The sequence below is a fragment of the Gammaproteobacteria bacterium genome (assembly GCA_013816845.1).
Classification (GTDB): domain Bacteria; phylum Pseudomonadota; class Gammaproteobacteria; order DSM-16500; family DSM-16500; genus Aquicella.
The window spans coordinates 145040-164828 of the sequence record JACDDU010000004.1 but is presented as its reverse complement, the minus strand read 5'-3'; the positions used below and the strand labels follow the sequence as shown (position 1 = coordinate 164828).

The window sequence follows — 19789 nt, the reverse complement described above, 5'->3', positions numbered from 1 at the left end:
GCCTTGGGCCATTATTTGACGATCCTTGCAAAACGCTTGCTAGCTTTAGGATCGTCAAATAAAAACTTTATTTACAACCCAATAAGAGTTAATTTTAAAAGAGGTGATTTAAGCTAAGGATGGCTTTATGTTTAAATTTATTGATCAATGGATCGAAAAAAAACTTAAAAAAAAGCTGCATAAGCAACGACCCGAATTCATTCAACAAACTCTTGATGGTTTTATTAAAAAGCATAACCCTGATCCCACGATTATTAAAAATCTATCCGAAAAACTGGAAATAGAAGCGGATCGGATTTATCCAATTGTCGATCGCAGTATTATCAAAGAACGATTAAAGCGTTCGAAATATACTTTTTGGATAACAGCGGTAGTAAGTACCATTATTGTGGGGATCATTATTGCTTTTACTGGCGGGGCTTTACTTCCCTTAGTCGTACCCCTTCTAACCTCATTCATTGCCTGGGCCATTGCACTTGGCACGATTCCGCTCAGTTACAATCAACGTATTCTTGGTGCAATGGATTCAACCGTTGATTCATTCGAAAAATCCTTATTATGCACCCTGGAATGCCAGGAATTAAAAGACAACAAAGCTGAATTGGAATCTGTTCATGATATGCTTCTTCTCCTCACGATACAGATGAAAGCATTGACAGAAAAAGTGAACGCATTAACACCATCTTCTACCATGGTAGCCTTTGATAAAGAAGAAGAAAAAAATAATGAAAACCCAATGGGTAGAGCTTTTTATCAATCTGAGCAAATTCTTTCAACCTTGACAAAAGAAGTTCTCGAGAAGCCAAAGCTGAAACATCACCATCATGCCTTTAGAAAGCTGCACTTCTGGAAAAAGAAAGATTCCTTCCCTGAGAGAGAAGGATTAAGTGAAGAAATACGATATAATCCCAGGTAACCTATTGAATATTGCTCTAAAAAAATGATATTTATAGCTTTTTTAAGTATTTATTAAGGCTTACCTTTTATAATAAGACTAGAAGCAAATAAAACGAAGGGAGAGTAACTGTGGTATTCGATCAATATCAATTTAATCAACTCATGCTTGCGCCCCAATCCCCTACCGATTTTATGTGGGCTATGACAATAGACGGTCCCATTAAAAGAAAAATCACAGCATTACAAGATCAGCTTTTAGAAAATGATCTTATCGCATGCGAAGTATATATAGAAAAAATTTTGCAACTGTATCTTAATCTCGAAAAGAAAATTGAACGGCTAGATGAAATTGAAGAAAAAAGATTGGTGGAATTTTGTATTAAGCGAAAGGAACAATTGCAAGAACAACAACTCAAATATCAAAAAGCTGAAATCCAACGTCAATCTCAGTCAAACCCAAAAATTAATGACGACTTAAATTTAAATTCAGCCATTAAAGATTTAGATGAGGTCATTGGTGGATTACAGTCTACGATTGCTGACAATATTGTGCAGTTAAAAGAGGCAACAGTTGCTTTCCAAAAAACTGCTCAAGCGATTGATCAACATCAACAAAACAATTTCAACCGCATAAAAACTAAATTGGTCCTAGGGAAAACTCCTAAAACACATGAAAAAAATCTTGCCTTAATAGAGAAATCAATGCAAAACAAACCAACCACTGAAAAAGTAATTGCGATTACTCGTGGTGAAAATGTTACTGCAGAAAACCTTGCAACCATTGAGTCATTAAGAGCTATTTTTGCACCGGGTAGAAATCCATTAATGATGGCAAAATTACTTGAAGCTAATACTGCTAATAATCTTTCCACAACTTCCTTAGAAACATTGAAGCCCTTGGTTATGAAATGTAATCAATTCTATCAAGATAAAGCCATGATAGAAAAAGAAAAAGCAGAAAATGAAGTTAAGTTATTTAGTGCTCAGCACCAAAAGAAAAAATTAATGAAGGAACAAGAACTTCGACAAGAAAATGGGTCTAAACAAAAATATAAAACACCTAAACTTAAGCCGCCTTATACTGGCGGCTAATGCAAGATTACTCTTAATGGTGTTGATTGTTCATTATCCATTGATTAAAAGTCGCTAACTTACACAAATCCGCATGACAAAATGGTAGCTTAACGATCTTATTGTTAAAGCTGACTTTGACATAATACTGTTGCTCTTTTTCAATCAACGCGATATTTAAACGTGAAGCATAGGGTGGCAAATAGTTTAATGGAACGTTCAACATATTCATAACACTCATCAGTGTACTGTCATGTCCAGAAAATAAAGCATATTTAAGATCACTTTTATTTTGGGCTGCTTGATTAAGATAGCGTAAGGCAACAGATAAAAATGGATTTCCGATCGCATTTGTTTTTTCTTTTTGTTTAAAACTTTGAACAAACAATTTATTATTCAAAGCAGAAATTTCTTGTGCGTCTCGATTAGAAATACCGGAAGGCAGGGGAACATGATGAATGTGTCGAACTGCTAAATTGTCTGCTAAATGAAAAAATTGCCATCTGTTTTGTAAGGCCAATCCTGTGACTTTTGACCAGCGCTTAATATCGTTTTGGATAGGGCGAGTTTGTTTACGCCAAAAATAATCATCATTTGTTTTAACTATTGTAGTTACCTTTTTTTGAGCTACTACATGAATAGGTATAGTTTTTTGACTAAATTGCAACCGAGACGATGGAGGATATAATCCTTCAAGTAAAGCTTTAGCGCTCGCTTTGGTTCGGTTAAAGTCAGTAGATTGAACGTATATCCTTTTAGGATCATAGAATGCAGGCAATAAATGATTTTGATTAATGTAGGTTTGACGAAGCGCGGTGCCTAGCCTTACTTCTTGTTGCTTACCCGTCTTAGTTAATTCGCCTAAACCCTCCACCCATTGATGCGGCGAATAAGGCACTTCGATAATGGGCGTACGATCACCATGACGAATAATATCCACCGAAAAAATAAGTTTTTCTGCCTGTGCGTTAGTCAATAAGCAGAGTGCTAAGGGCACCACAGAGAAAATAGTTTTATTATTCATCATTATTGTAACTCTCCTCTTTATATTTTTAGGTCGTCATTATCGAGGAGGACTAGGGAGGTAACAAGTTTTTAATAACATTTTTGCTAGGCTGTTACGTAATAGATGGTATTATACCGACCAAATTATAATTCCATTTCATTATACTATCTCATGCAAAATTATGATGTCGTTATTATCGGAGCAGGTGCTGCAGGGCTAATGTGTGCTATCGAAGCAGGCAAGCGCCAACGTAAAGTTATAGTTCTCGATCACGCTAATAAAGCGGGTAAAAAAATTTTAATGTCGGGTGGCGGCCGTTGTAATTTTACAAACTTGATGATAACACCGAAGCATTTTATTTCGCATAATGAACATTTTTGTAAGTCTGCATTAAGTCGTTACACTCAATGGGATTTCATTGAACTCGTTAATCAATACAAAGTTCCTTACCATGAAAAGACGCTCGGCCAACTTTTTTGTGATCATAAATCTAAAGCGATTCTTGATATGCTATTGACTGAATGTCAAAAAGCTTCGGTCCAAATTCAATTGAATACAACTATAACTAAAATTGAAAAAATACACTCAAAGCTTTTTAAACTCAAAATCAGTACCGATGAAATTTCATGTCAATCGCTTGTCATAGCAAGTGGTGGCCTATCCATTCCGACCATGGGAGCGAGTGGATTTGGGTATCAAGTGGCTAAACAGTTTAATATCCCGGTGTGGCCAACTAGGGCTGCCTTAGTGCCTTTCACTTTATCCGCTGCAGAATTAAGAAAGTTTTCCCCGCTAGCAGGCATTTCTCTTAGCACTTGCACCAGTAATGAACACATCAGTTTTACAGAAAATATTATTTTTACCCATCGTGGTTTAAGTGGTCCTGCCATATTACAGATCTCATCCTATTGGCAAACGAATGAAAATATTCAAATGAATCTTTTACCCCAATTTGAGATTGTTAAATATCTTCAAGAAAAAAGACAGCAAGACCCCAAAAAAGCATTAAAAAGTATCTTATCTGAATACTTACCCAAACGTTTTTTAGAAACGGTCTTTCCTACTGATTTTCTTGCCAAGCAATTAGCATCGTTAAGCAAACAAGACTATCAACTACTGAACGAAAAAATTCACACTTGGCATATTATGCCATTTGGTACTGAAGGATATCGAACTGCTGAAGTCACACTGGGAGGCATCAATTGTGATTTCATTTCTTCCAAAACCATGGAGGCGCAGAATGAAAAGGGATTATATTTTATCGGCGAAGTACTAGATGTCACAGGCTGGTTAGGAGGCTATAACTTTCAATGGGCATGGTCCTCTGGATGGGCTGCAGGACAAGTGGTTTGATGTTTATTTAAAAACGGTATGACTAACGCTTAGTCTGTTTTTGTAGCGCATGATGAATAGCAATCGCGGCAATAGCTGCCTGCCCCGTCGCCACGCTGATTTGGCATAATCCTTTCACAACATCTCCCGCAGCATAAACATTTTTAATATTTGTCATTTGATTTTTATCAACATAATAGTAGCCGTCGCGATCTTTTAAGATAGACCACTTTTTCATTAATCGATTATTGATATCAACACCTAATGCTGCGTAAACTAAATCAAATTTTTCTATAGTTTGATCATAAAAATGGGCAATAATTTGTTCATTGACTATAGTAAATTGTTTAATAGGTTGAGTAATAATTCTTTTATCACCCAATTTTTCAAGCGCAGACTTGGCAAATTTTGATTCCATACTATTTGTGAGCATAGTAATTTTATGAGTATAACGTGCTAAGAATATGGCTTCTTTCAATGCATGGGTTGTATAACCCACAATACCAATTTTTTTGTTGATTGCTTCATAACCATCGCAAACCGGACACAAACGCATTAATCCTTTTTGCACGAGCAAAATAGATCCATGGATGGCAGGTAAATAATCTTTAATACCGGTAGCGAGTAACAATGTTTTACCTTGAACTTCCATACCATCACATCCCACCACGGTAAAAATATCTTTTTCTCGTCTAATGCATTTAACTTCTTTTTTAAGAATAGGAGGACCATAAAGTCTAGCTTGTTTTTGCATTGCTTTATGAATAGCTTTGCCGCTAATTCCAAATGGATATCCAGGAAAATTATAGCTAATCGGGATGAGATCGATCCGGGCTGCACCTGCATCAAACAATTGATAAGTCCGTCGTAATCGACCGAGATAAATTGCAGCCGTTAATCCTGCAGGTCCGCCACCAATAATGATGCAATCATAAACAGGCATGTGCATCTCAACTGTGCTGATTAATCTTTATCTTATCTCAATTTTTCTAGACAAAAATTAATAGAGATCAGTTGATACCATCTTTATGAAGAATAAGTTACAGTAGGATGTTAATTTTATTCAATTTTTAAGGAAGTACTATGTCTTTAATCTCTGTTGTAATTATTCTGGTTATCATCGGTTTTTTAATGTGGTTGATCAATTCCTACGTTCCGATGGCACGACCTATTAAAACAATTTTAAACGCAGTTGTGGTGATTGTTGTAATTTTGTGGCTATTACAAGTTTTTGGCGTCATTTCTGGAATCGGCGATTTTAGACTTAAGTAGACGCGCTACCTACTTATCAAGGCATTAACGATGATTATTCAAATCATGGGGTGCCTTGATTACTTACATTATATTTTTTATGGTGCATAACAATACTTCAAAATCATATGTTTTAATAACATTCAAAGCAATCTCCTTTTTTTCTCACTTAATCAACCTTAAAAATTTTACCTGCAAAGCAGGTTTTTTAATAATCAAAAATTTAACAGCTTGTTGATGTGGTATAATTTTTTTATCCCCTATTTTTATTCATGAGGATTCTTTTCGCCATGAATATTAAAGATGATCTCCATCACCGACATATTAACTTATTGGATAATGTCCCCTCCCATCCTTCTTACCAATATAAGTTACTAACGAAAGCATACATTGACCAAGTCGTTCATGTCTTTACCACCGCATTTTGTCGCTCCGAGCCTATGACGCATTATTTAAAAATGGATGAAGAACAATATAAAATTTTTGCACGTGCAGTCACAGAAAAAGCTTGTGAAGATCAGCTTAGCATTATTGCGCTTGAGAACGACAAAGTCATCGCCTGTGCTTTGGTTGAAGATATTGCAAATCCTGGTCCGATTCCTGATTTTGACCCTAAATTTGAATTTATATTGGGGTTACTGGAGGAATTGGGTAAAGCGTTTTTTGAGAAAAAAAGCTTTCCCCGCAATCACATTGCCCATCTCTTTATTACTGCTGTCGATGAAGATCACCGCCATTTGGGGTTATCCAAACAAGTCAACTTTCGAGCGATGGATCTCGCGTCTGAGAAGGGTTTTGAATTTATTTACTGCGAACTGACCCATATTTATAATGAATTGGGTATCATGCATCATTTGCAAAACCCCAAAAAATTGATTGGTACCCGCTTATATCGCGACTTCATTTACAAGGGTTCAAAACCTTTTTTGGGCCTACCTGGGGGGGCACATTCCTATTTATGGGCTATCGCATCGAACCCAAAATTAACCTACAGCAGGGGCGAGGAGATAGTCTCAGAGACTTTTAGACGGGATGAAATATAAGGTCTGCCGGATTTGGGAAATAAAAAACCCAAAAGCAGTAGTAGCTTTGAACGGGAAAGGAAAAAATCTTATAAAAAAGAGATCTAAGTAAAAACCCAGATCTCTTTTTATGTGTGTTTCAAAGATTAATCGATATTAATCAATGACTTTGACTTCTTCTGCTTGCAAGCCCTTTTGACCCTGGCTAACAGCAAATTCTACACGTTGTCCTTCTTCGAGGGACTTGTAGCCGTCACCTATGATGGATTTAAAGTGAACAAATACATCGTCACCTTTGTCCCTTTGAATAAAACCAAAACCTTTACTATTGTTGAACCACTTAACGGTTCCTTTTTCACGTGTTGCCATTTGTAATAAACCTTCAATTAAATTAAATATTAAACTAAGTTTTTGCTACGACTATCGTTAAATAACCTAAGCAAATATACTCTACCACACTTTATGAGAAAAATTAATGCTATTAACACATTATTTTGTGTACATCATACGCTGTGAAAATAACCATTACTACACAGGCTATACCACCGATTTAACTCGCCGGCTCAAAGAACATTTTTCAGGCAGCCCAAAGTGCAAATATACACGTAGCTTTAAAGCTTTAAATTTGGCGCAAAGCTGGAAAATTACCGGTAAAAAAGCGCAAGCGATGCGGATTGAGCGGTATATTAAAACGCTCTCGAGGGTTGAAAAAGAAAGTTTAATCGCTAACCCAAACCGTTTAGCACACTACTTTGTAGGCTTGCTGAATTCGCGAGAAACACTCCTTATCAAACCCTTCGGCAAGCTTTAGAAGGTGGCAAAATATCCCTATCTTCACTTTGGATCATTTTGAAAAAGGTTAAGGGAAACCCCCTCTTCTTGGGAGCGCGACCCTCACTCTGAAAAAATCGCAGGCGCCTCTCTATTAACTCTTCGATGTCACGCTGGAGTTCGGGGATATATTCTTTAATAATATCAATACCGGATACCTTGCCTTGAGGAGAATACATCCCGCTTATTAAAATCGCTAAACCTTCCTGACCTTTCACTGCGATTTGAATCGCTTTCATCACACACTGCGGCGCAATATATGCTAGCGCTTCCAATCCCAATATTTTCTCTGACTTAAGAAAGAGCGCTTGTGCAATTGAAATGGATCCGCAGTTTGATTGATCGGCTATCCGCAATATTGTGGGTAGCGTTTTACTTGCATAATACCCAAGGAGAAAAAACGCAGAACAATGCGTATCGGTTAAAATGCATAGCGAATTAGTGACCGCATCAATTCCTTCTTGGGTTCGACTCGCAATTTCGAGTGCCAAGGAGACAGTATCAAGATCGCTAAGTGCAAGCGTATGAAGTGGCAACAAATTTTTTGAATTTTCTTGCTGTAGTGCCTTAGCAAAACAGGCCGCACCGTAATCTGAGCGTGCTAATATTTGTAATGCTTGCTGCAAGCAAGACGGTGAGGATAAGGCAATCATTTGCAAAGTATTTAATCCGTCTGGCGTTGATCTCATCATTGCAACAGCAAAACGATAATCTTCACTTGGGTTTTTTACGAGACTATTTATAACAGTGGGTAATAATTCAGGAGCAGTTTCTGCCATAGCATAAAGACCATAATCTTGTATAAACTCAGCAGTATTTAATTTTAATAACTTTTCAAACTCAGGAAATCCAATAACTTTAGTATGATCAAAAGCTGCTACCGTGATGCCGATAGAAGAGCCTAGACATTGAATAATTTCTCTAGCCAAGGCTCTTTTAGTATTAAAGATCCGATGAATGGTATACGGCGAGGTATGCAAATAATTAGGGTCGTAAAGAATCCACCGATTATCTTTATAAGCTAAACAAATTGTGTGCTGAGGGGCTTGTAATAAACAAATATTTCCAGCAATTGTGTTTGCATTAAGTGATTGCTCTAAACTATCAATCGAAAAATAACCTGCAATCGATTTTAATTGTTCAATTTTATAAATTTTACCTTCATGCAAAAATTCAAAAAATTTCGTTAAAATATTCAATTGGTCAAGATGCTTCGGTTGAAAAGGCGTTACCGAGGGATGATCCGAAGCCTGGTGATACACAATGTAATTTAGCACCCGCGTAAAAATGTCTTTAAGCTGGACTGCGTTATTATGATCGGCCCCGGGTAAAGTAATCCATTCTTCAAGGGCGGAAGCTTTATAGGGACATACAGCAATTGCAATGAGTGCCGCTTCCCACCACGCTTGTTTGTCTGCAATAACCAGCATACTTCCATAGCTAATACTAAATCCATGACAAAAACCATCACTGGTTAAATAGTCCGCTAAGGATGCTATTTCTTGATTATCCGGATTTGTTAATTTTAAAAACCACGCCAACTTTTGCTTTATTAAACGCTGAGGCATAAATTTCCTTTTATTTTAAGCGTTGATATTTCATCCTTTAAAATCTTTAAGCCAAAGGTTATGACCCTCTGCCTCATGAGTTACTTGATCCGCCTGCTTTCTAAAAATACTTTGGGATGCTAAATATGTTTTAGCCGCACCATCTTGAACTTGATTCAACAAAGCATACAATGGAACTAAAATGTCGGGCTCATAATCTTGAATAAAACTCCAAATACATTGACCTTCATAAGGGACATGAAGTGTTGCTTCAATTTGCTTGGAATGTGACGCATCCGCTCTAAGTGAATTTAAGACTGATAATAATTGATTAGGATCTTGGATCGCAATCATATATAAAGCACTGAAACCTGTTTCTTGAAGCACACAAAGTGCTTCAGCGATTTTATTTACCCCGTCTTCTCCTTTGCTTGCTTCACGTAAAACTTTTTTTAAAAGCAAAGGAATCTCTCTCGCTAAAATTTCAAGGCCTGTTACATTGTTTTTGTCTACAAGACATAATGCTTTTAATAAACATTCTACCCCATAAGAATTGTTTTTAATGAGGTTTAGCACCTGTTTAACTTGCCCCGGTGCATTCATTATTACGTGCTCAAACCCTGTCGTATTATCCCAAGCTATAGCAGGCAAGATAGAAGCAATGAAATGGGAACCTTCAGATTGCTTCTCTAGCTCAGTTAAAATAGTTGGAAACCAAAGCGGTGTTTGAAATAAAATATGATCCCAACCTTTCATCACCGACAAAACATTTTGGTTTAAGATCGCATGATAGGCGTTAAGTGGATTGTCTTGATTTAAATCCAACGATGCTACGGTGATCGAAAGGGTTGATCCCAATATTGTTATAATTGTCTTAATTAATTCATTTTTAGCAGTAAAAATTTGATGCATTGTTTTACGACTCGTATGAGCGTCATTGGAATCGTATAAAATCCATTGTTTCTGCCGATATCCAACGCGTATGCAATGGTTGGGGGATACAATAAGACAAATTCGATGCTCCAACCCCAAAGTAGTAATTAATTGATCTAACTCACTTTCAATAAAATATCCTGCAACTTTTTCATGATGTTGAATTTTTTTAACTATGCCGTTGTGCAGTAAATCAAAATAATTTTTAAAAAAATTATTTTGATTTACGCCCTCAATAGTAAAAGGCTTTAATCCCGATTGATTAGTCCCTCTTTGAAAAATAATATCATTTAAAACCCTTTCGAATATTTGTCTTAAGCTCAAATCTTGTGTGTTACCCTGCAAGGGAAGTGTAACTTTTCTATCAAGGGCTAAGATATCATGAGGACAATTTGCGATAGCAAGGAGCGCTTCTTCCCACCAATCCAATTGATCGAGCCATTCATCATAAACAGCATGACATAAAGCAAAACTATAACAAAAACCTTCATCGGTAAGAAATTGTGCAAGATCTACTATTTCTCGATCATGCGCTGTTGCTGGATTTGACTTTAAAAACCAAGCTAAATTTTCTAAAATAATGGTTTGACTCATTCTATATTCCCTAGCGCACTCTTCATGATTAACCGAGAGCATCGCAGGATCAATCGGTAAACATTTGACGCTTAATCTAATATTTGTGCATTAACGCATTTTTTCCCAATATTATTTAGCGAACATGATTTCTATTACTCATCAGTACAGTAACCACAAACGATGGCACTCATTAATATCTAAGCTCACCATTTAAAAACTGGATCATTTTTTTAAAAAATGGGCCGTGTCAATATTGTTCGCTTCAATTTATTTTTTATTGCGCATTTGAATTTTTTTTCAAGAAGATAGCACGAGTGTAGACGCATCACGAAGCCAAACGGCAATAATCCCATTTGATTATTGCCGTTTCGCGTTGGGGCAATTGAAACTGGAACAATTATGAACGAGGCAAGGCAAATACCGTTGCATTTAAAACAGCCGTTAAACGGATGGCGGATTGAATACCGAGGGGTGTCACGCCTGCTTTGATTAGACTCCGGGTGTGCGAAGCCATGCAAAGACCGCATCCATTGAGTACAGAAGCAACCAAAGAACCTAACTCAAACTCAAGATGATTAACGCCTGAATTTTTCATTCCATTCATTCGTAACTTTGCAGGCAACGTATTAAAGGTAGGATCATCCACTTCATGAATAAATCGGTAATAAATATTATTCATTGCCATTAAAGTGGCTGCAACTTGCATCGCTTCCTTATCTGCAAGCGACAATAAAGCTATGAAATGAGTCTCTAAAGTATCAATTAGCTTTGGATTTTTGAGTACATAAGCCGCAGCGATGGCAACGAGAGCAACTTGTCTCGGACTCAAATCGGGCGTACTTTCAGCTGTGGTTAATAAGTCTAAGTTCAATTTAATATCTTTTGCATAATCGGGTAAATCATCTTTTAACATTGCAATGGTCATATCCGTCTCCTCTTAAGCTACTTGCAGCGTTTCATTACCTTTTTGCCAATTACACGGACACAATTCATCCGTTTGCAAGGCATCTAATACCCGTAAAACTTCGGAAGGATTTCGTCCCACATTTAAATCGTTAACCATGACGAAACGAATGATTTGTTGTGGATCTACAATAAAAGTAGCACGGTGAGCAACGCCTTCGTCAGCATCAATAATGCCCAAAGCTTCACTCAATTCGCGCCTTATATCTGACAAAAGTGGAAATTGAAGATCCTTCAATTCGGGTTGATGCTTGCGCCATGCTAAATGCACAAACTCAGAATCGGTACTGATCCCAATTAATTGAGTATCACGAAGCTTAAATTCTTCATATAACCGATTAAATTCAACTATCTCGGTTGGGCAAATAAACGTGAAATCTTTGGGCCAAAAAAAATAAATTTGCCATTGATTTATAAAGGATTGATCAGTGAAATCAGCAAAAGCATTCGGTAATTCCACATCGACAACCCCTTTCATTTTAAAGCTAGGAAAGGATTGATTGATACATAACATATTGTTATCTCCGCTAGAAAGGGACCACAATAGGTGAAATTGATTGATAAATATAATCTATTAATCTTATAATAATGATCAATTTTTATTATGATTAAAATGAGTCTTTTTTCCGTCCATGAATTTACGTGATTTAAAATATTTAGTGGCTTTAATAGACCACCACCATTTTGGGCGCGCTGCTCAAGCTTGCTTTATCACGCAACCTGCGTTGAGCATGCAAATTAAAAAATTAGAATCAACGTTGGGTGTGTGTCTTTTAGAAAGGAGTTCTAAATCTTTTATTTTAACATCCATTGGCAAAGAAATTGCCGAACGCGCACGTAAATTATTAATGCAAGCAGATGAAATTAAACAAATTGCTAAACTCGCGCATGATCCACTCCAAGGCGAAATAAAGCTTGGCATCTTTCCGACGCTCGCTCCTTATTTCCTACCTTTGGTTATCCCAGCGCTTTCTAAATTGTTACCCAAAATTTCTATTTTTTTAATCGAAGAAAAAACGAATTTGCTCAGTCAAAAACTTGCTAATGGCTCTCTAGATGCGGCAATTCTTGCCATGCCAGCACTTGATTCATCTTTTGTCGTTCATCCCCTTTTTACCGAAAATTTTTTATTAGCTGTACCAACTCGTCATGCTCTTGCGAAGAAAAAATTACTGCAGCAAGTCGATTTACAGAATATAAATTTATTTTTATTGGAAGAAGGACACTGTTTGCGCGAACAGGCTTTAACTTTTTGCAAACGATTGAATCTAGGGCAAGGTGAGCATTTTCGCGCTACAAGCCTTGAAACCTTACGACACATGATTATCAGTGGATTAGGTCTCACCTTGATGCCTCAGCTCGCCTGTCATTTGCATCGCAAAATCTCCTATATTCCCTTCGCCAGCCCCCCGGCGCGCCAAATCGGCTTAATGTGGCGAGCGACGTCACCATATGCCGCTATTTATGATGTGCTCGCTTCCCATATCAAGACGCTTATGTCGCATCACCCTGTTACGATAATGTGATTAATTAGTTTAAACTATCCATATTGATCAACTTTAAATCAAAATTGCCCAAAATATGTTCAGAAATGCATCATTTTTTAATAAAAGTTATTTTTATTTGGATAACGCCCATCGGAATGGTATTTTAGAATCTCAGGTTTAAAAAATTGTGTATCTCTTAGATACCAAAATAATTATAAATAAATTTGAGCGAGGATAAGGTTACTATGTATCCTGCAACATTAGCACCCGATGCAAGTTTAAATAATATTGCTCCCTCAAGAATTGGCCCGCCTGGTTTAGGCAGATTAAATGATTCAAACCATCTCGCCAAACCATTAAATCCGTCTATCACCGACCTGCTTAATCCTATTCTTACCGACTTACAAAATCCCAAAATTGATGAAAAATCCTTATTTAAGAATATTAAAGGGTTTGAACAAAATTTTGGCCCCAACTCCTTGCATTCAAAAATTTTTACTGATGAATTAGAACGCCACGTTATTGCTGCTTGTAATCTTAATGGAATGGATGATGATACGATCATTAATAACATCTCAGGTTTACAACGGGAATTACGTTTACCTCATTCGCATTCGCCTTATCTTTTAAATTTTCTCAAGCAATTACAAAACATCTCTATTCTAAATAAAACATTGCAAGAACCATGTTATCAAAATGCTTTACAGCAAATTGATACTTTTAAAAAAACCGCGCAACTTACTTTTCTTGAAAAGACTTTTCGTTATGCACGTGCATTTATCACCGGGCTTCGTACGGCAAGTATTTTCTCTGATTGGATACCCATGATTATCATTGGGGTTTTTGGTTTTTTAAGTATTGGATTTCCTCCACTTTTTCTTACCCTCCTCACCATTGCTTGCACTGGCGCATTCCTGGTTCTCGGCTCATCTTTAATTTATGGGGTCGTTAAGTCATTTAAAAATGATGATTCACGTTTGACCAATGAAATAACTTCTACTGAAAACCATATTGAGGATCTCATTCGGTATGAAGCTAAATTAAATAAAGAAACTTACAAATTACAAGATGAATATAATCATCTCTTAAATCAAGTCCAAAAGTTAGATAAAAATTTTAAACCTTCAACCAATGTCACATCATTTGATAAAAATGGGATTCTCGCTGAATTTGATAAATTTCAAACTTACAATCCTTCTACCAATAATAACGGGATTTGGGGAAGAACATGCATGAGTTTTTTTGGTACCATGGGTAGCACGTGGAGTTTGCCCATTACTATTTTAAGTATGATAGGTTTCAAATTTGCGGCGGGCGCTTCATTCGGGGTTGCAGGTTTTGCGCTTGCTATAGGCTCTATTGTTATGGGTGGATTGTTTGCGGTTCACAATTATTTTTTTGAAAAGAAAACCATTGCGTGCCAACGAAAGTTACATGAAATTAAAATTCGTTATATTGGCGAAATTAAACAACAAGTTCTTAATGAACTTAATAAGAATAACGATTTAAAAAATCGCATTGAACAATTAAAAACACAACTTAATATTCAACAACTTCAAATACATCAAGCTCCTACAGCAAATAATTTAGAACGACAAATTAATAACATAAAAGAGACGCGAACAGCATGCGTTAAGCCTGAGCCTATCGCGGTCCCAAGCCTACCGCGAAGACATTCCGCTTTTTTTATCAAGACACGAAAGGAAAAATTAGACAAACCCCGTGTTATAGCAACAATAACGCCTGTTGTATCTAAACGCGGATTCTATTAAAAATTTTCAAGCTTAATGACTTGGTAGGCAGGCTCTTCATAGGGGTGACTTCTTTTTAATTCAGCAATTGCGGCTTTAATATGCTCCGTGGCGCAAATCATTTCTACTTTGTATTCTGCGACCTTTTCTAGTTGACCCGCAGTCCCAATAAAAGGGGAACTTGCAGCTTTTGGTATAAATTGTCCTTCTCCTAAAACTTGCCAACTACAGGCTCGATACTCACCCAAATTACCCGCGCCGGCTGCGAATAAAGCATTTTTGATAACCTCGAGATGGGTCACTGGAATATAAATAATAATTTTATACATAAATAATTCTTACTCTAGAACAACATCAACTTGTCATAGCAGTTAAAATACGCCGTGGGCCTATAAAAGGCGCACGACCATGCATGGCAAGAATATTATCCAACACTAAAACATCATTTTTATGCCAGGCAAAATGGACCGTGTGATTATGCAACACATCCATAATAAGATATAAGTTTTTTTTCGTAATGGGTTCGCCATTAGCAAAAGTTGCCTCATGCAATCGCATTGATTTTTTTATATAAAAAAGCTTTGCGCCCAAATAATTCTTTAATCCCAATAACCGCGGCGTAAAATTATAAAGATGAACTTGATTGAACCAGACTGTCTCTCCGGTGAGTGGATGCGTTTGCAAAGCAGGTCTATTCTGTTTTATTTCCACCCAGTCTTGCTTCAACCATTGCCAAGTGAATTCATTATCTAAACATTTTCTTTCAACTTCAGCCTTTTCTGTCGTTTCAAAAACTTCCGTCCAAGATTTATGCGAACGCTGCCATCGATTTAACATTTTCATAATCATACTTTGATAATAGTATCGTGATGTATAAGTCAAATCTTGCTTTTGAAATTTTTGTAATGTTTTTTCAGGCATAGCTTGAAAAATCTGTCGTGCATCGCCAATGGTTGTTTCTCCACCTACCTTCGGCGCAACCTCACAATAAAAATAAATATGGCGTGGATGGTTTTTTACAAAGGATAACTCTTGATGAAGTGGAATTTGAAAAGAAGGCGGTGCTTCTGTGGAAGTATAGACATGTTGATTTACTTTATCGCGTGGACTGTCACCACCGATGTAATTCACAAATGAACCTAAGCCCAATGTTTGAATCATTTCGGCAAAATGGTCACAATGCTTAACGGGGAAATTACGAAATAAAAGAGCGCCATGCTTCAACAGTAAGGCTTGCAGGGTACTTTTATTTGCGGTGAGGTAATTTAAAAAAATTTCAAATGGATATTGGCGATTGGCGACTATCATTTTTGGAAATAGGCCGGACGTCTTAACTGAAAATTCACTTGTCATGTTCGATTCCATCCTTGCTAATCATCCTCATCCTATATTAGCATGGAGGTTTCCTAGTAATAAGCTTTTAGAAATGGATTTCTATCAATCGCTTAATTACAGTCTAGGTAATGAAGACTGGCAGGTAGAGAAAAAGGCATTGCAAGTTGAGCCTGATGACCACGTACTCTGTGTAACTGCCAGCGGGGATCGCCCCCTACATCTACTCCTCACGCCCTGCAAAAAAGTTGTTTCTATCGATGTTAATCAAAGCCAAAATTTTCTATTAGAGTTAAAAATTGCAACTTTCAAAAGTTTTGACTATGAAAAGACATTAGCTTTCTTGGGATGCAACCCCAGTTACGAACGGCAAAAATGGTATAATGAAATTGCGCCTTTACTCTCCCCGCCCGCACAACTTTATTGGGCTCGTCATCAAAAACAAATCGCCCTTGGTATTATCTATCAAGGCCAAACAGAAAAACTCTGTCGTTTAGCTTCACAATTTGTTCGTTTTTTTCGGAAAGGTAAAAATGATAAGCTGTTGGCCATTGATAATATCGAAGAACAACGCCTTTTTATTCAAGCAAATTGGGACACGTGGGGTTTTCGAAAAGCCTTTGAAATCTTAGTTCACCCCAAAATTTTTAAGTTATTTTCTAACGATCCAGGTGTTACAGCTTATACAGAACATGCAGATAAGCCCGGACGTTATATTTATGAAAAAATGCTTTCCTATTTACACAATCATCTCGCTAAACATAGTCCTCTTCTTCAATTATTAATGGAGGGGAAAATCATTAAGGAAGCCTATTTCCCCTATCTTACGGCAGAGGGTTTTGAAACAATTCGTCAGCGCCTTGAGAAAATAGAAATTTTAACAACTAATATTATCGATTATCTTCATCAGGTCCCTAAAAATTCTTTCGATTGTTTTTCTATGTCAGATATTGCATCTTACATGCCCCAATCTGCCTTTGAGCGTCTTTTACAAGGTATAATTCATGCAGCCAAACCCCATGCGAGATTTTGTCTCCGGGAAGTAATTAGCCAGCGCCATATTCCTGATCATTTTCTAACAACCATGCAACGCAATGCACCGCTTGAAGCACAGCTGGAAAGGGATGAAAGTAATTTTGTTTATCGGTTTATGGCAGGCACAGTTGCAAGCGATGTAATTCTAACTTATGACGCTTAAACTTTATCAAAAAAAACGGGACTTTGATAAAACACCTGAGCCTAAAGGTAAAACTAAGCTCAAGAAAAAATCCTCCAAAAAACTCCTTTACCTTATTCAAAAACATGCCGCCAGCCATCTTCATTATGATTTCAGGCTCGAATTAAGTGGTGTCTTAAAAAGCTGGGCTGTGCCTAAAGGTCCTTGCCTGGATCCATTGGTTAAACGTTTAGCCATGCACGTTGAGGATCATCCGCTTGAATATGGCACCTTTGAAGGAATTATTCCCAAAGGTCAATATGGCGGCGGTACAGTGATGTTGTGGGATCAAGGCACATGGATATGTGAAGATAAAAATCCTAAAGCTGCGTATGAGAAAGGTCACTTAACATTCAATTTGGAGGGAAAAAAATTAAAAGGACGATGGACGCTTATTCGAATTAAAAATGATAATAGAACATGGCTGCTGATTAAAAGCAAAGATGACTATGCCAAACTGCTAAAAAAATATGATGTCACACTTGAAGAGCCACGTAGCGTCGTTAGCAACCAATCTTTGGAGGAAATTAGCGAGCACTACACCAAAGTGTGGGGGAGTAAAGGACTCGAAAAATCCAAATTAAAAAAAAAAATTGACTATACGCAAGAAGCTCAAAAAAAAGTAATTACATATCATTTGCCTCAAAGTCTTTTTCCAAAAGAAGTGTATCCCCAACTTGCAACCTTAGTAAACAAACCTCCCTTAGGTACCTCTTGGCTTCATGAAATCAAACTCGATGGCTATCGGTTCATTGCTTTCGTTCAAGGGAAAAATGTAACATTACGAACGCGCCGTGGTCATGATTGGACAGCTTTATTCCCCAACATTACCCAGGCACTAATGGAATTAAATATTTCCGCAGCAGTCTTAGATGGTGAAATAGTAGTTCTCGATAAGCACCAGCATAGTAATTTTCAATTACTACAAAATGCAATTAAGGGAAAAGACGATCAAATATTTGTTTACTATCTTTTTGATTTAATTTACTACGATCATTTCAATCTATCTAACCTGCCTTTAGTCAATCGCAAAGAAATTTTAAAACTTCTTATTCCGCCAAAAAATTTAATACTACGTTACAGTGAACATTTGATGGGAGATGGTCAAGTCATTTTTGAAAAAGCTTGCGCCTTACAGTTAGAAGGTATTATTTCGAAAAATAAGGATAGTATTTATAAACAAGTACGTACTGAAAATTGGCTAAAAACTAAGTGTATTAAACGGCAGGAATTTATTATTGCAGGTTATACCCAGCCGCGCGGCAAACGTAGTCATTTTGGCGCTTTATTACTGGGTACTTACAATAAACAAGGCGAATTAATTTATAACGGGAATGTCGGTACAGGTTTTACGGAAAGCTCGCTCAAAGAAATTAATACCTTATTGACTCAATATAAAACGCCTACCATGCCTTTTAAAAAAAAACCGCCTGGAAGTAGTACTGCAACTTGGATCAAACCCGCGCTTGTTGCAGAAATTGAATTTTCTAACTGGACTGATGAAGGCTATTTAAGACACCCAAGTTTTAAAGGATTAAGACAGGATAAATCTCCAAAAACAATTTATAGAGAAAAGCCACATCACTTGCGTACTGAGATTTCTCCGAATTCAAAAAAGGGAAAGGCTATGACATCTTCGTCATTCAAATTAACGCATCCGGAAAAAATCCTGTACCCTGAAGCTAAAGTGACTAAGTTAGATCTTGCTACATATTATGAAAGTATTATGCCCTGGATTTTACCTTATATTACGAATCGCCCGCTTACCATTGTTCGTTGTCCTGAAAATTACCATCAATGCTTCTATCAAAAGCATATTACCAAAGGGACCCCGACTGCTTTATATGGGATTGATATCAAAGAAAAAACTAAAACAGAAAAAAGTATCTATATTAAAAACGGTGAAGGGTTATTAGCGCTTGTTCAATTAGGTGTTTTAGAAATTCATCCTTGGGGCTCGCGTATCGAAAAAGTTGAATATCCCGACATGATTACGTTTGATTTAGATCCCGGTGAAAAAGTATCATGGCAACGTGTCGTTGATGCAGCATTTCTCATTCGCGATTATCTGAAACAATTTAAACTAGAAAGCTTTGTTAAAACCACAGGGGGTAAAGGATTACATGTCGTCATTCCTATTCGCCCGGAATACCAATGGGGCGACATCAAAAATTTTACCCATGCTTTTGTGGAATTTTTAGTACAAAGTCATCCTGCGGAATATGTAAGCAAGATGACCAAAATTAAACGAGTCGGTAAAATTTATATTGATTATTTGCGTAACCAACGCGGATCAACAGCAATTGCAGCTTATTCCACACGCGCTAGAAAAGGTGCACCGGTTGCCACCCCTCTTGAATGGGATGAATTGACGAGTAATCGGCGAGATGTTGAATATACACTTAAAACATTACCGAAACGTTTAGCAGAAATTAAAGATCCTTGGCGGCGTTTTTTTAAAGTGAAGCAATCCTTGCGCTTAAAAGAGTTTAAGTAATAATGCTAGATAATTACTTTGCAATTCTATCGTCAATACGCATTACTCTATCCTTTCATCAATTTGAACTGATACGC

19 protein-coding genes are annotated in these 19789 nt (G+C 36.9%); 10 read left to right on the top strand and 9 right to left on the bottom strand.

Going from position 1 to position 19789, the window contains the following annotated elements; all coding sequences use genetic code 11:
- The first annotated feature begins 127 nt into the window (after nt 1-127).
- Both H0W64_09080 and H0W64_09075 read left to right on the top strand, forming a co-directional pair.
- On the top strand, nt 128-916 hold the full coding sequence (locus H0W64_09080; GenBank protein ID MBA3661868.1) for a hypothetical protein: 789 nt from the start codon (nt 128-130) through the stop codon (nt 914-916).
- 110 nt (nt 917-1026) lie between these two features.
- Nucleotides 1027-1989 (top strand): hypothetical protein, encoded by a 963-nt coding sequence (locus tag H0W64_09075; GenBank protein ID MBA3661867.1) that lies wholly within the window; start codon nt 1027-1029, stop codon nt 1987-1989.
- Between the two features lie 13 nt (nt 1990-2002).
- Here the strand turns inward: H0W64_09075 and H0W64_09070 are convergent, their stop codons facing one another.
- Nucleotides 2003-2995, bottom strand: a complete 993-nt coding sequence (locus H0W64_09070; protein ID MBA3661866.1) for a histidine-type phosphatase — start codon at nt 2993-2995, stop codon at nt 2003-2005.
- 150 nt (nt 2996-3145) lie between these two features.
- On the opposite strand from H0W64_09070, the gene H0W64_09065 reads away from it, so the two are divergent.
- Nucleotides 3146-4327 carry an NAD(P)/FAD-dependent oxidoreductase gene (locus tag H0W64_09065; GenBank protein MBA3661865.1) on the top strand — a complete coding sequence of 394 codons (1182 nt, stop codon included), beginning with the start codon at nt 3146-3148 and terminating at the stop codon, nt 4325-4327.
- A gap of 22 nt (nt 4328-4349) precedes the next feature.
- Here the strand turns inward: H0W64_09065 and H0W64_09060 are convergent, their stop codons facing one another.
- Nucleotides 4350-5249 (bottom strand): NAD(P)/FAD-dependent oxidoreductase, encoded by a 900-nt coding sequence (locus H0W64_09060; GenBank protein MBA3661864.1) that lies wholly within the window; start codon nt 5247-5249, stop codon nt 4350-4352.
- Between the two features lie 140 nt (nt 5250-5389).
- Between H0W64_09060 and H0W64_09055 the strand changes: the two genes are divergently transcribed.
- Both H0W64_09055 and H0W64_09050 read left to right on the top strand, forming a co-directional pair.
- A complete protein-coding gene (locus tag H0W64_09055) occupies nt 5390-5578 on the top strand; it encodes a hypothetical protein (protein MBA3661863.1) in 189 nt (62 codons plus the stop codon).
- A 269-nt stretch (nt 5579-5847) separates the two neighbouring features.
- Nucleotides 5848-6600 (top strand): hypothetical protein, encoded by a 753-nt coding sequence (locus tag H0W64_09050; GenBank protein ID MBA3661862.1) that lies wholly within the window; start codon nt 5848-5850, stop codon nt 6598-6600.
- A gap of 135 nt (nt 6601-6735) precedes the next feature.
- On the opposite strand, the gene H0W64_09045 is transcribed toward H0W64_09050, so the two are convergent.
- The gene (locus H0W64_09045; protein MBA3661861.1) at nt 6736-6948 is read right to left on the bottom strand and encodes a cold-shock protein; all 213 of its coding nucleotides are present in this window, start codon (nt 6946-6948) and stop codon (nt 6736-6738) included.
- 106 nt (nt 6949-7054) lie between these two features.
- Here H0W64_09045 and H0W64_09040 point away from each other — a divergent pair, with 106 nt between their 5' ends.
- Complete coding sequence (locus H0W64_09040) at nt 7055-7390, top strand: GIY-YIG nuclease family protein (GenBank protein ID MBA3661860.1); 336 nt, start codon at nt 7055-7057, stop codon at nt 7388-7390.
- Here the strand turns inward: H0W64_09040 and H0W64_09035 are convergent.
- The 4 genes from H0W64_09035 to H0W64_09020 form a co-directional block, all read right to left on the bottom strand.
- The gene (locus H0W64_09035; protein MBA3661859.1) at nt 7368-8978 is read right to left on the bottom strand and encodes a hypothetical protein; all 1611 of its coding nucleotides are present in this window, start codon (nt 8976-8978) and stop codon (nt 7368-7370) included. The two genes, H0W64_09040 and H0W64_09035, sit on opposite strands and share 23 nt — an antisense overlap.
- Before the next feature lie 30 nt (nt 8979-9008).
- Entirely contained in the window at nt 9009-10484 is a 1476-nt protein-coding gene (locus tag H0W64_09030; GenBank protein MBA3661858.1) for a hypothetical protein, read from the bottom strand.
- A gap of 379 nt (nt 10485-10863) precedes the next feature.
- Nucleotides 10864-11391 (bottom strand): carboxymuconolactone decarboxylase family protein, encoded by a 528-nt coding sequence (locus H0W64_09025; protein ID MBA3661857.1) that lies wholly within the window; start codon nt 11389-11391, stop codon nt 10864-10866.
- A 12-nt stretch (nt 11392-11403) separates the two neighbouring features.
- A complete protein-coding gene (locus tag H0W64_09020; GenBank protein MBA3661856.1) occupies nt 11404-11943 on the bottom strand; it encodes a peroxiredoxin in 540 nt (179 codons plus the stop codon).
- 118 nt (nt 11944-12061) lie between these two features.
- On the opposite strand from H0W64_09020, the gene H0W64_09015 reads away from it, so the two are divergent.
- Both H0W64_09015 and H0W64_09010 read left to right on the top strand, forming a co-directional pair.
- Nucleotides 12062-12955: a LysR family transcriptional regulator gene (locus H0W64_09015; GenBank protein ID MBA3661855.1), complete on the top strand. Its 894-nt coding sequence runs from the start codon at nt 12062-12064 to the stop codon at nt 12953-12955.
- Between the two features lie 206 nt (nt 12956-13161).
- Nucleotides 13162-14688: a hypothetical protein gene (locus H0W64_09010; GenBank protein MBA3661854.1), complete on the top strand. Its 1527-nt coding sequence runs from the start codon at nt 13162-13164 to the stop codon at nt 14686-14688.
- Here the strand turns inward: H0W64_09010 and H0W64_09005 are convergent.
- Together H0W64_09005 and H0W64_09000 are read right to left on the bottom strand one after the other, a co-directional pair.
- Nucleotides 14685-14996 (bottom strand): NGG1p interacting factor NIF3, encoded by a 312-nt coding sequence (locus H0W64_09005; GenBank protein ID MBA3661853.1) that lies wholly within the window; start codon nt 14994-14996, stop codon nt 14685-14687. The two genes, H0W64_09010 and H0W64_09005, sit on opposite strands and share 4 nt — an antisense overlap.
- A 25-nt stretch (nt 14997-15021) precedes the next feature.
- Complete coding sequence (locus H0W64_09000) at nt 15022-16020, bottom strand: TauD/TfdA family dioxygenase (GenBank protein MBA3661852.1); 999 nt, start codon at nt 16018-16020, stop codon at nt 15022-15024.
- Here H0W64_09000 and H0W64_08995 point away from each other — a divergent pair.
- Together H0W64_08995 and ligD are read left to right on the top strand one after the other, a co-directional pair.
- Entirely contained in the window at nt 16019-17197 is a 1179-nt protein-coding gene (locus tag H0W64_08995; protein ID MBA3661851.1) for a DUF3419 family protein, read from the top strand. The two genes, H0W64_09000 and H0W64_08995, sit on opposite strands and share 2 nt — an antisense overlap.
- Nucleotides 17187-19712 (top strand): DNA ligase D, encoded by a 2526-nt coding sequence (gene ligD, locus H0W64_08990; protein ID MBA3661850.1) that lies wholly within the window; start codon nt 17187-17189, stop codon nt 19710-19712. The genes H0W64_08995 and ligD overlap by 11 nt, the downstream gene beginning before the upstream one ends.
- The last annotated feature ends 77 nt before the right edge of the window (nt 19713-19789 follow it).

Bases quoted from the DNA above. Each gene is read 5' to 3' on its own strand.
- H0W64_08995 (MBA3661851.1), top strand. From the start codon at position 16,019: ATGTTCGATTCCATCCTTGCTAATCATCCTCATCCTATATTAGCATGG.
- H0W64_09025 (MBA3661857.1), bottom strand. From the start codon at position 11,391: ATGACCATTGCAATGTTAAAAGATGATTTACCCGATTATGCAAAAGAT.
- ligD (MBA3661850.1), top strand. From the start codon at position 17,187: ATGACGCTTAAACTTTATCAAAAAAAACGGGACTTTGATAAAACACCT.
- H0W64_09050 (MBA3661862.1), top strand. From the start codon at position 5,848: ATGAATATTAAAGATGATCTCCATCACCGACATATTAACTTATTGGAT.
- H0W64_09030 (MBA3661858.1), bottom strand. From the start codon at position 10,484: ATGAGTCAAACCATTATTTTAGAAAATTTAGCTTGGTTTTTAAAGTCA.
- H0W64_09035 (MBA3661859.1), bottom strand. From the start codon at position 8,978: ATGCCTCAGCGTTTAATAAAGCAAAAGTTGGCGTGGTTTTTAAAATTA.
- H0W64_09055 (MBA3661863.1), top strand. From the start codon at position 5,390: ATGTCTTTAATCTCTGTTGTAATTATTCTGGTTATCATCGGTTTTTTA.
- H0W64_09005 (MBA3661853.1), bottom strand. From the start codon at position 14,996: ATGTATAAAATTATTATTTATATTCCAGTGACCCATCTCGAGGTTATC.
- H0W64_09000 (MBA3661852.1), bottom strand. From the start codon at position 16,020: ATGACAAGTGAATTTTCAGTTAAGACGTCCGGCCTATTTCCAAAAATG.
- H0W64_09040 (MBA3661860.1), top strand. From the start codon at position 7,055: ATGCTATTAACACATTATTTTGTGTACATCATACGCTGTGAAAATAAC.
- H0W64_09065 (MBA3661865.1), top strand. From the start codon at position 3,146: ATGCAAAATTATGATGTCGTTATTATCGGAGCAGGTGCTGCAGGGCTA.
- H0W64_09070 (MBA3661866.1), bottom strand. From the start codon at position 2,995: ATGATGAATAATAAAACTATTTTCTCTGTGGTGCCCTTAGCACTCTGC.
- H0W64_09060 (MBA3661864.1), bottom strand. From the start codon at position 5,249: ATGCCTGTTTATGATTGCATCATTATTGGTGGCGGACCTGCAGGATTA.
- H0W64_09010 (MBA3661854.1), top strand. From the start codon at position 13,162: ATGTATCCTGCAACATTAGCACCCGATGCAAGTTTAAATAATATTGCT.
- H0W64_09015 (MBA3661855.1), top strand. From the start codon at position 12,062: ATGAATTTACGTGATTTAAAATATTTAGTGGCTTTAATAGACCACCAC.
- H0W64_09045 (MBA3661861.1), bottom strand. From the start codon at position 6,948: ATGGCAACACGTGAAAAAGGAACCGTTAAGTGGTTCAACAATAGTAAA.
- H0W64_09080 (MBA3661868.1), top strand. From the start codon at position 128: ATGTTTAAATTTATTGATCAATGGATCGAAAAAAAACTTAAAAAAAAG.
- H0W64_09020 (MBA3661856.1), bottom strand. From the start codon at position 11,943: ATGTTATGTATCAATCAATCCTTTCCTAGCTTTAAAATGAAAGGGGTT.